Consider the following 10,398-nt stretch of genomic DNA (forward strand, 5'->3'; position numbering starts at 1 on the left):
CATTTGACAAGTGCACGCTGTTGAGTTCTCAAGGATCGGATGCTCCCACGACCCAGTCATCACAACCAGGCCCGAAGGGCAACTTCTCTATCTTAGCCACCCGATCCCGCTTGTCAAATCAGCGCGCCGTGCGGATCTCAGATCCGCTGCGCAGCTGTCGACAGCCGCAGAAGGGGTGGATCTCCCATCCTAGACGCACGCGTCTGTTCTCACAAGTGAGAGGATGTGGGAGGTGGTTCTCCGCTTGAGGGGGGTGAAGCTCTCGGCCTCTCCGCTTCCCTGTGGGGCGAACAAGTAATAAGTTACGTGGATTCCGAGGTTCCGGCAAATCATGGCTGCCCGCCGGGCGTGTCGTCCACCCTCCCGCGCGTGCTTTGCCCAGGCCAGCGGCTCTTATTCCCGCAACGCACCCCCACGGGTACGATCTCACCGTGATCCGACCGCCCTCGCTCTCCCCCGCAGCCTCGATCCTTCGTCGTGTACGAGCGGACCTCGGCATCGTCGCGGATGCGGGTGATCACGGCGACATCCCCGCGGGGGCCGTCCCTCTCCCTTCGCGTCTCGCCGTAGGAGATCTCGCCTGGGCCAGCGTGCGCGCCTGCGGTCTGATCGTGGGTCTCGACGGCCTGCCGGATCCCGATCGGGTCGCCGTCGCGTACCGGAGCGATCGCGTGCTCACGGTCGATGGCACGCCACCCGACGTGTGGTCCGTGTATTCCGGCTTCTGGCGCACCGCGGACGGCTGGGTCCGCACACACGGCAACTACCCGCATCACGCTCGTCGACTGCGCGACGGACTCGGACTCGGGGCGGACGCCGATGCGCGCGGCGTGCGCACCGCGATCCTCGCACTCACCTCCCGCGAAGCCGTCGACAGGATCACCGCCGCGCGCGGTCTCGCCGTTCCCGTACGACAGGAGGATCCGCGCGATGACGAGCGACAGCGCACCACTCCCCTGCTCGCCGTCGACCGCGCGCCCTCCCCCGCTCCCCGCTCACGCCCCGACACCCTCCGCCACGACGCCCGCGGCAGCATCCCTTCGGTGCCGCTCGCCGGCGTCCGCGTGCTGGATCTCACCCGTGTGATCGCCGGGCCGGTGTGCACACGGACCCTCGCACTCCTGGGCGCGGACGTGCTGCGCATAGACCCACCCCGACTCGCCGAACCCGAGTGGCAGCACCTGGACACCGGTCACGGCAAGCGGTCCGCGGTGCTCGATGCACGCAGCGGACGATTCGAGGAGCTGCTCGCCGCGGCAGACGTCGTGGTCCTGGGATACCGACCCGCCGCACTCGACCGGCTCGGTCTCTCGCCGTCAGACCTGGCGGCTCGTCATCCGGGTCTCGTCATCGCCCAGCTCAGCGCCTGGGGCGACGATGAGCCGCATCGGGCCGGATTCGACAGTCTGGTGCAGGCCGAGTCCGGCATCTCGATGGTCGAGTCAGCCGATGGCGAGCGCCCCGGCGCGCTACCGGCTCAGGCTCTGGATCACAGCGCCGGCTACCTTCTCGCCGCGGCGGTGATCGACCTGCTCGAACGGCAGCGGAGGGACGGCGACTCGTGGGTCGTGCGCACATCCCTGCGGCGCATCGCGGCCGAGCTGCTCGGGATGCCGCGGAACCGACACCCCGAGGTGGAGCGGGAGATCGATCTCTCTGCACACACCGCCACATTCGAGGTCGGCGGACATCGGGTCTCGACGGCACGACCCGCTCTTCCCGGCGTGGAGTTCGCCGCCCCGCATCTCTGGGGTTCCGATCAGCCCGTCTGGTGACGGCGTCGGAACAGCGGGATCGTCAGGCACAGCACCAGAGTCAGCGCACCCCACAGTGCACAGGCCGGTGGCAGCATCCGATAGGCGAGATGCTGGGCGGTGAACTCCGCGGTCAACGGCCCGTAGGCGAAGTAGCCGATGACGACCGCGGCGAGAAGGATCACCGGCAACGACGACCACCACGCGATGCGCATGCCCGCGGGCACTGCTCGCTCGGAGATGACGCGGGGCTCGGTGTCGCGCAGTCGTCGCCACGCCCAGACGCCGAGGATCACGAGACCCGTCACGCTGGACCCGTGCTGCAGCCACTTGAACCCCGTCAGCGGCCCCCACATCATTCCCAGCGCGGGAAAGGTCTCGACACCCCACCGTCCTTCGTGCGTGAACAGATCCCAGACGATGTGGCTCAGGACTCCCAGGATCAGCGACACCGCGAGCAGCACCGGGTACGCGCGACGCGACGCCCCGATCCCGACCGCCGATCCCGCGGCCGAGACACCGACCTGCTGCCACTCCTCCGGCAGCCGTCGCGCCAGAGCCAGGGGCGAGAGCTCGCCGACGGCCGGACGAAGCACGACCCGCCACAGGAGGAACAGGACGAAGGCGACCAGCGCGGTCCACAGCACGTTCTCGAAGGTGTGGGTGAACGGGTATCGCAGGCCCACTCCCCGCAGGAACAGCGGCAGATCCGGCGTCATCGCACCGATCGCGATCGCCGCGGGCACGAGCGGTGTGCGGACGAACGGCAGGGCGACCACCGCGTGGCTCGGGGTGAACGGCATCGACTGTGTCTCCTGTCGAGTCGGCGGAATGATGCACGACGGCGACCGACCGAAGATGCTCGGTCGGTCGCCGTCAGACGATCGGTCGGTCCTCAGGCGAGGAAGACACCGGCGAGGGTCTTCTTGCCCCGACGGAGCACCGACACCCCGCCCGGGAGGGTTCCTCGCACCGTGGCCGTGTCATCCTGCACACGTTCGCCGTCGAGGGAGACTCCTCCCTGAGCGATCGCGCGTCGCGCCTCGGACGTGCTCGAGACCAGCCCCGTCGCGACGAGCGCGTCGACGACGGAAGAGCCGGCGGAGGCCGTGGCGTTCGGAAGCTCCTCGAGTGCGGTGCGCAGCGTCGAGGCATCGAGCGCGGTCAGGTCGCCCTGGCCGAACAGCGCCTCGGATGCCGCGATCACCGCCGCCGTCGCCTCGATGCCGTGCACGATGGCGACGACCTCGAGCGCCAGACGCTTCTGCGCCGCCCTCCGGAACGGCTCCGATTCGACGAGGGCCTCGTACTCCTCGATCTCCGCGCGGCTGAGGAACGTGAACACCTTGAGGCGCTCGATCACATCGGCATCCGCCGTACTGAGCCAGAACTGGTACATCCGGTACGGACTGCACATCTCCGGGTCGAGCCAGATGGCATTGCCCTCGCTCTTGCCGAACTTGGTGCCGTCGCTGTTGGTGATCAGCGGCGTGCCGATCGCATGTGCGGCCACGCCCTCGGACCGACGGATGAGGTCGGTGCCGCTGGTCAAGTTGCCCCACTGATCGGATCCACCCGTCTGCAGGACGCAGTCGTACTGGCGGTACAGCTCGAGGAAGTCCATCCCCTGCAGGATCTGGTAGCTGAACTCGGTGTAGCTGATGCCCTCGTCCGAGTTCAGTCGCGCCGCGACCGCATCCTTCTTGAGCATCGTGCCCACACGGTAGTGCTTGCCGATCTCACGCAGGAAGTCGATGGCCGACAGCGGCGCCGTCCAGTCGAGGTTGTTGACGATACGGGCGGCGTTGTCGCCCTCGAAGCTGAGGTAGCGCTCGACCTGCGCGCGCAGTCGTCCCACCCACTCCTCGACGGTCTCGCGCGTGTTGAGCGTGCGCTCCGCCGTGGGCCGAGGGTCGCCGATCAGACCGGTCGAACCGCCGACGAGTCCGAGCGGCCGGTGCCCGGCGAGCTGGATGCGTCGCAGCGTCAGCAGCTGCACCAGGTTGCCGAGGTGGAGGCTGGCGGCGGTCGGATCGAAGCCGCAGTAATACGTGATCGGGTCCCCGGCGAGAAGGGCGCGCAGCGCCTCCTGGTCAGTGGACACATGGACGAGCCCGCGCCACAGCAGTTCGTCCCACACGTTCTCGAACGTGGGGTCGATCGCCGGTGGGGCGGTCGTCAGATCGGTATTCGACACGCGCACCAGGCTATCAGCGGCGGATGCCGTCACTTCGCCGCCCCACGGACGGATCGCGCTGCGTCAGCTGTGCGCAGCCCACCACACCAGGAAGGCGGCGCTCAGCCCGATGACCCAGCTCACGAGGCTGCCGACGAGGAAGTACTCCGCCCGCGCTCCGGTCTCGCCGTCGCGGGATATCTCGGGGAATCGGACGATGCCCTTGGCCGCGAGCATCGCGGCGAGGATCGGATAGGCGGCCGCCAGAGTGAGGATCATCACCAGGATGCGCTCGAGCGGGCCGATCAGTCGCCCGCCCTGGAACCCCGCGCGCGGGTCGCGGGTCGGCGTCGCCTCTGCCACGGCACCCAGGACGGGGACGGCCAGCGGCGTGGCCGTGTCGGATCGAGCGTCGTCCGCGGCCTCGCCGTCCGCGGCGGTCGGCTCGGTGCCCGCACCGCGGTCGATGGGGCGCCACGTGTGCTCACCGTCGAGAGCGGCGCGCACGACGAGGTTCGAGGATTCGAGAAGGAACACGCCCGCTCCGAGGGCGAGGATCGCGAGGTCGAAGGGGATGTCGCCGAACGGCGAACGCAGACTCCAGACGGCTCCGATCATCCCGGCGTCGACGCGCGCCGGGACCCACACCACGGACCCGACCGCGACGAGCGCGAGCAGAACGGCGGGCCAGAAACCGAGAGGGGCGGGCCGCTCGGACGGCATGCTCCAGACCCACAGGGCGCCGATCACGAGCCCTGCGATCATCGGCAGCAGCGCGTCGCTCACGCTGCCGAGCAGCAGCAGGATGATGCCGGCCGCGAGGTAGCCGATCCACCGGCGGGGGGCGAACTGCCGCACGAGATCGGCGGCACCCACGGCGAGCAGGACGAATCCGGCGAGGATCACGCGCTCGCTCCCCGCAGCGCGACCAGTCCCTCGAGGAGTGCAGCGCTTCCGGCATTGCGCAGCGACTTGGAGACGCTGGGCTGCGAGATGCCCTCCTCGGCGGCGAGGTCGTGCTGCGAACGGCCCAGCAGACGTCCGTAGGTCAGCCGTCGCTCCCGCTCGTTCATCACCCCGACCAGCTCGTCACGGACGAGGAGGTAGGCGTTCGATGCCGCGATCGTGCTCTGCATGACCTCATCCTGCCCGGGGGCTCCGACAATCCAGGTGCGCGTGCGCGGCACGGCTCGGCCTTCTCTCGCATGCACGATCTCGATCGCGGCACGCGCGGCATACCACCCCGGTCCGTCGGCGAGCTCACCGTGCACGGAATCGACCGCGCGCACCTCACCGACGCCGATCCCGAAGCGGAACGCGAGTCCGTCCGGCAGCGCGAGCTGGATCATCAGCAGCGACACCATCGCGCTCTCCAGGTCGCGATAGATCCCCTGCTGCTCGTCGCCGACGGTGGGGACCAGCGGATGCTGCGCGAGCGGAAGGTCCTTCTCGACCCTGGCGATGGTGTCGTCGAGGATCCGCTGCGCGGCCGTGCGGTCGTCGAGCCTGCGAGACCCCACGATGTCGGCGAGCACGGCGATGACCATGGCATAACCATATCACGAATAACTTTGCTTTATGCTCTATTTGGTTATAGTCTCGGAACATGCCTGAATCGCACATCATCCCCTGGGGCGACGCCTCCTGGACACACGAACCCGCCGACGTCACGGTCGACGGCGACCATCTGCTCGTGACCGCGGTCGAAGGCAGCGATGCCTGGCGCCACACGGCCTACGGCTTCGTGCACGACACCGAGCATGCGCTGCTCGCCCCGCTGGCGGTGGGCGAGGCGATGGACGTCTCGTTCCGCGCTCCCTGGAAAGGCCAGTTCGACCAGGCGGGCGTCTTCGTCCGCCGCGACGACGAGCACTGGATCAAGGCGGGCGTGGAGTTCGCCGACGACCACCTCGGCCTCGGCGCCGTGGTCACCGACGGGCGATCGGACTGGTCCGTCGGCTACGTCGACGACTGGCACGACAGCGAGATCACGGTGCGGGTGAGCCGCTGGCAGGATGCCGTGATCGTGCGCGCGCGTGCGGATGACGGCGACTGGCGCCTGGTGCGCGTGGCGCCGTTCGACGGCGAGTCCGCCGCCACGGCCGGACCCTTCCTCGCGGGCCCCACCCGTGCGGGTCTCGTCGTGCGCTTCACCCGCTGGACGATGTCGTCCGCCGACGCCGAGCTGCACTGATCGTCCCGCCGGCCGTCGATCGCTCGACGGCCGGCGGTCGGGACCGTCAGAGTCCGAGTGCGTGTGCGGCCGCCTGGGCGCGGGCCACGAGCTCGGCCCGCTGCTCGGCCACACGCACGGGAGCGGTGCCGCCGACACCGGTGCGCGACGCCACCGAACCCTCGATCGTGAGCACCTCGCGCACCTCGGGCACCAGGTGCGCCGAGACGGAGAGAAGCAGTTCGTCGGAGGCGTCCTCCAGCCCGATGCCCTGCTCCTCGCAGGCACGGACCAGGGCTCCGGAGATCTCGTGGGCGTCGCGGAACGGCACCCGGCGCTTCACGAGCCACTCGGCGACATCGGTCGCGAGCGAGAAGCCCTCAGGAGCGAGAGCCGCCATCCGCTCGGTATCGAAGCGGAGGGTCGCGATCATGCCGGCGAACGCGGGCAGCACGACCTCGAGCGTCTGCACGGAGTCGAAGACCGGTTCCTTGTCCTCCTGCAGATCGCGGTTGTAGGCGAGCGGGAGTCCTTTCAGCGTCGCCATCAGGCCGGACAGGTTGCCGATCAGGCGCCCGGACTTGCCGCGCGCGAGCTCGGCGATGTCGGGGTTCTTCTTCTGCGGCATGATGCTCGACCCGGTCGAGTACCCATCGTGCAGCGTCACGAACCCGAACTCGCGCGTGTTCCAGAGGATGATCTCCTCGCTCAGCCGAGAGATGTCGACACCGGTCATCGCCGTGATGAAGGCGAACTCGGCGACCACATCGCGTGCCGCTGTGCCGTCGAGCGAGTTCTCGGCCGGACGATCGAGGCCGAGTTCCGTGGCCACGAGCGCGGGGTCGAGACCGAGGGTCGATCCCGCGAGCGCTCCCCCGCCGTAGGGCGAGACGCCGGCCCGACGCCGCCAGTCGACGAGACGCTCGAGCTCGCGGACGAGCGGCCAGCCGTGCGCCTGCAGGTGATGGGCGAGCAGCACGGGCTGCGCGTGCTGCAGGTGGGTGCGTCCGGGCAGGATCGCATCGGGATGCGCCTCGGCCTGTGCGACGAGCGCGTCGATGACACGCAGCAGGTCGCGTGCGATCACCTTGGCGTGGTCGATCAGGTACATCCTCACGAGCGTGGCGATCTGGTCGTTGCGGCTGCGTCCGGCGCGCAGGCGTCCGCCCAGCTCGGGGCCGAGCTCGGCGATCAGCGCCTGCTCGAGTGCTCCGTGCACATCCTCGTCCGAGGGCGCGGGCCGGAGAGTCCCGTCGGCGACCTTGCGCGCGACGGCATCCAGTCCCTCGTGCATCCTCGTCGCCTCATCGGGCTCGAGGTACCCGGCCGCGGCGAGCGCCGTGGCGTGGGCGTGCGACCCCGCGATGTCGTACGGCGCGAGGATCCAGTCGAAGTGGGTCGATCGGCTGAGCTCCACCAGCTCAGGCGACGGCCCGGTCGCGAACCGCGCGCCCCAGAGGGCGCCCTCGTTGGTGCCTTCGTTCTTCGCGTCGACCATCAGGCGCCCTTCCGCTCGAGCAGCCACACCAGCAGCGCCTTCTGCGCATGCAGACGGTTCTCCGCCTCATCCCACACGACGCTCTGCGGGCCGTCGATCACGTCGGAGTCGACCTCGTACCCCCGGTCGGCGGGGAGGCAGTGGATGAAGATCGCGTCGGAATCGGCGAGTTCCATCGTCTCCGGCGTCACCTTGTATCCCCCGAGGTCGCGGATCCTGGCGAGCTTCTCCTCCTCCTTGCCCATCGACACCCAGGTGTCGGTGACGATGACGTCGGCGCCGGCCGCCGCCTCCACGGCGTCGGTGAGGAGGGTGATCGAACCGCCGGTCTCGGCCGCACGACGATCCGCCGCCTCGACGATGTCGGCTCGGGGCGCGTAGTCCGCCGGCGAGGCGATGCGCACGTGCATCCCCGCCGTGACCCCGGCGAGCGCGTACGAATGGGCCATGTTGCTCCGCCCGTCGCCGAAGAAGGTCAGGGTGAGCCCCTTCAGGTCGCCCTTGTGCTCACGGATCGTGAGCAGGTCGGCGAGCAGCTGGCACGGGTGGAAGTCGTCGGAGAGGGCGTTGACGACGGGGACGCTGGTTCCGGCGGCCATCTCCTCGAGGCCCGCCTGCGCATAGGTGCGCCACACGATGGCCGCGACCTGACGCTCGAGCACCCGCGCGGTGTCGGACGGGGTCTCCTTGCCGCCCAGCTGGCTGCTCGCGGTCGAGATGATCAGGGGCGAGCCTCCGAGGTCGGCGATGCCGACCGCGAACGAGACCCTGGTGCGGGTCGACGACTTGTCGAAGATCACCGCGACCGTCTGGGGACCCGCGAGGGCCTTGTTCGCCCAGCGATCCTTCTTCAGCTCGAGGGCGAGATCGAGGATCTCCGCCTGCTCTGCGGGGGTCAGATCGTCGTCACGCAGCAGGTGGCGGGTCATACGCGGGCCTTTCCGGAGTCGGTGAGGGATGCCTGGACATCGGCGAGCGATGCGGCGAAGAGTTCGCGGAACTCGGTGAGTTCGGCGTCTCCGATCGTGAGGGCGGGCGCGATGCGCACCGTCTCGGGGTTCGCGGCGTTCACGATGAGACCGCGCTCCTGGGCGGCGGCGACGACCTCGTTCGCGACGGGGTGGCTGAGCGCCACGCCGATCAGGAGGCCGCGACCGCGGATGCCGGTGATGAGGGGTGAATCGATCGCCGTGATGATGTCGCGGAGCTCCTCCCCGCGGCGCGCGGCGTTCTCGACGAGTCCCGCGCTCTCGATCTCGGCGAGCACCGCATCGGCCACCGCGGTCGCCAACGGGTTCCCGCCGAAGGTGGACCCGTGGGAGCCGGGTGTGAACAGCGAGCTCGCCGCTCCGAAGGTGACGAGCGCTCCGATGGGGAAGCCGCCGCCGATCCCCTTCGCGAGGGTGATGGCGTCGGGGGTGATGCCCTCATGGCTGAAGCCGAACCAGGCTCCGGTGCGCCCCGCCCCCGTCTGGATCTCATCGACGATGAGCAGCGCGCCGTGCGCCAAGGTCAGGGAGCGGGCCGCCTGGAGGTACCCCTCGGGAAGCTCGACGACCCCGGCCTCGCCCTGGATGGGCTCGACGATCACCGCGGCGACGCGGTCGTCCATCGCCGCCTCGAGCGCCTCGACGGTCGCGGGGATGTGCTCGACTCCCCCGGGCATCGGCTCGAACGGCGCCCGCATGGATTCCTTGGCGGTCAGCGCGAGCGAGCCCATGGTGCGACCGTGGAACCCGTTCTGCAGGGCGAGGATGCGCGGCTTCTCCGCACCACCGTGCAGTCGCGCGAGCTTGAAGGCGGCCTCGTTGGCCTCAGCCCCCGAGTTCGAGAAGAACACGCGTCCGTCGAGACCCGCACCGGCCAGGCGCTTCAGTCGCGCGGCGAGTGCCAGCTGCGACGGCGTGGCGAAGTAGTTGGAGACATGGGCGAGTGTGGCGGCCTGCCTCGAGACGGCCTCGACGAACACCGGATGCGCGTGACCGAGGGAGGTCACCGCGATTCCCGCGAGGAAGTCCAGATGACGACGTCCCTCGGAGTCCCAGAGGTACGACCCCTCCCCTCGGGTGAGCATCGCCAGGCGTGGTCCTGCGTTGAGGACCAGATCGCTCGCTGCGTCGTCCTGCCAGTTGCTCATGCGTTCGTCCCTGTCGTTCCCAAGACCACTTCTGTTCCGATTCCCTTGCTGGTGAAGAGTTCGACGAGAACCGAATGCGGCACCCGTCCGTCGATGATGGCGGCGGCATCCACGCCGCCCTCGATCGCATCCAGGCATGCCTTCATCTTCGGGATCATGCCGGATTCGAGGCTCGGGAGCATCTCGATGAGAGCGTCCGAGGTGATGTGCGATACGAGGGAGTCCCGATTGGGCCAATCCGCGTAGAGCCCGGGCACATCCGTGAGGATGACGAGCTTGCGCGCCTTGAGCGCCACCGCGAGCGCGGCGGCCGCGGCGTCCGCGTTCACGTTCAGCGACTGGCCGGGGTGATCGAGGTCAGGCGCGATGCTGGAGACCACGGGCACGCGACCGGCGGCGAGATGATCGAGCACGGGCGTCGGGTCGACCTCCACGACGTCGCCGACGCGGCCGAGGTCGATCTCCTCCCCGTCGATGACGACACCGCGACGGCGTCCGCCGAAGAGTCCGGCGTCCTCCCCGCTGAGACCGGTCGCGATGGGGCCGTGCGAGTTGATCTTGGAGACGAGCTGCGGGTTGACCTGGCCGGTGAGCACCATGCGCACGACGCTGATCGCCTCGGTGTTGGTGACCCGGTAGCCGCCCTTGAACTCACTGGGG

Annotated in this window: 10 protein-coding genes; 2 read left to right on the plus strand and 8 right to left on the minus strand. The window is 69.3% G+C overall.

Translation table 11 applies throughout. The features are described 5' to 3' along the window. Positions 1–431 precede the first annotated feature (431 nt). Entirely contained in the window at positions 432–1,775 is a 1,344-nt protein-coding gene (locus ABTZ43_RS15605) for a CoA transferase (protein WP_350539457.1), read from the plus strand. Here ABTZ43_RS15605 and ABTZ43_RS15610 read toward each other — a convergent pair. The 4 genes from ABTZ43_RS15610 to ABTZ43_RS15625 form a co-directional block, all read right to left on the minus strand. Next, entirely contained in the window at positions 1,760–2,557 is a 798-nt protein-coding gene (locus ABTZ43_RS15610) for a DUF4184 family protein (protein WP_350539458.1), read from the minus strand. The genes ABTZ43_RS15605 and ABTZ43_RS15610 overlap by 16 nt on opposite strands. A 92-nt stretch (positions 2,558–2,649) precedes the next feature. Further along, complete coding sequence (tyrS, locus tag ABTZ43_RS15615; protein ID WP_350539459.1) at positions 2,650–3,951, minus strand: tyrosine--tRNA ligase; 1,302 nt, start codon at positions 3,949–3,951, stop codon at positions 2,650–2,652. 63 nt (positions 3,952–4,014) lie between these two features. Then, positions 4,015–4,836: a hypothetical protein gene (locus ABTZ43_RS15620; protein WP_350539460.1), complete on the minus strand. Its 822-nt coding sequence runs from the start codon at positions 4,834–4,836 to the stop codon at positions 4,015–4,017. Beyond that, complete coding sequence (locus tag ABTZ43_RS15625) at positions 4,833–5,477, minus strand: SatD family protein (protein WP_056421138.1); 645 nt, start codon at positions 5,475–5,477, stop codon at positions 4,833–4,835. Before ABTZ43_RS15625 ends, ABTZ43_RS15620 begins: the two co-directional genes overlap by 4 nt. Positions 5,478–5,536: 59 nt before the next feature. On the opposite strand from ABTZ43_RS15625, the gene ABTZ43_RS15630 reads away from it, so the two are divergent. Further along, entirely contained in the window at positions 5,537–6,124 is a 588-nt protein-coding gene (locus ABTZ43_RS15630) for a DUF1349 domain-containing protein (protein WP_350539461.1), read from the plus strand. Between the two features lie 46 nt (positions 6,125–6,170). Here ABTZ43_RS15630 and argH read toward each other — a convergent pair whose 3' ends face one another. From argH to argB, 4 genes are all read right to left on the minus strand, one after another. Then, entirely contained in the window at positions 6,171–7,601 is a 1,431-nt protein-coding gene (argH, locus tag ABTZ43_RS15635; RefSeq protein ID WP_350539464.1) for an argininosuccinate lyase, read from the minus strand. Beyond that, a complete protein-coding gene (gene argF, locus ABTZ43_RS15640) occupies positions 7,601–8,530 on the minus strand; it encodes an ornithine carbamoyltransferase (protein WP_045252695.1) in 930 nt (309 codons plus the stop codon). Before argF ends, argH begins: the two co-directional genes overlap by 1 nt. Next, entirely contained in the window at positions 8,527–9,738 is a 1,212-nt protein-coding gene (locus ABTZ43_RS15645; RefSeq protein ID WP_350539462.1) for an acetylornithine transaminase, read from the minus strand. Before ABTZ43_RS15645 ends, argF begins: the two co-directional genes overlap by 4 nt. Next, on the minus strand, positions 9,735–10,398 hold a 664-nt coding region (argB, locus tag ABTZ43_RS15650; RefSeq protein ID WP_350539463.1), incomplete at its 5' end, for an acetylglutamate kinase. The genes argB and ABTZ43_RS15645, both read right to left, overlap by 4 nt.

The sequence above is a fragment of the Microbacterium sp. NPDC097977 genome (assembly GCF_040302605.1).
Lineage (GTDB): Bacteria > Actinomycetota > Actinomycetes > Actinomycetales > Microbacteriaceae > Microbacterium.

Coding starts and splice junctions, on each gene's coding strand:
- ABTZ43_RS15610 (WP_350539458.1), bottom strand. CDS start 2,557: ATGCCGTTCACCCCGAGCCACGCGGTGGTCGCCCTGCCGTTCGTCCGC.
- ABTZ43_RS15625 (WP_056421138.1), bottom strand. CDS start 5,477: ATGGTCATCGCCGTGCTCGCCGACATCGTGGGGTCTCGCAGGCTCGAC.
- ABTZ43_RS15630 (WP_350539461.1), top strand. CDS start 5,537: ATGCCTGAATCGCACATCATCCCCTGGGGCGACGCCTCCTGGACACAC.
- argH (WP_350539464.1), bottom strand. CDS start 7,601: ATGGTCGACGCGAAGAACGAAGGCACCAACGAGGGCGCCCTCTGGGGC.
- argF (WP_045252695.1), bottom strand. CDS start 8,530: ATGACCCGCCACCTGCTGCGTGACGACGATCTGACCCCCGCAGAGCAG.
- ABTZ43_RS15645 (WP_350539462.1), bottom strand. CDS start 9,738: ATGAGCAACTGGCAGGACGACGCAGCGAGCGATCTGGTCCTCAACGCA.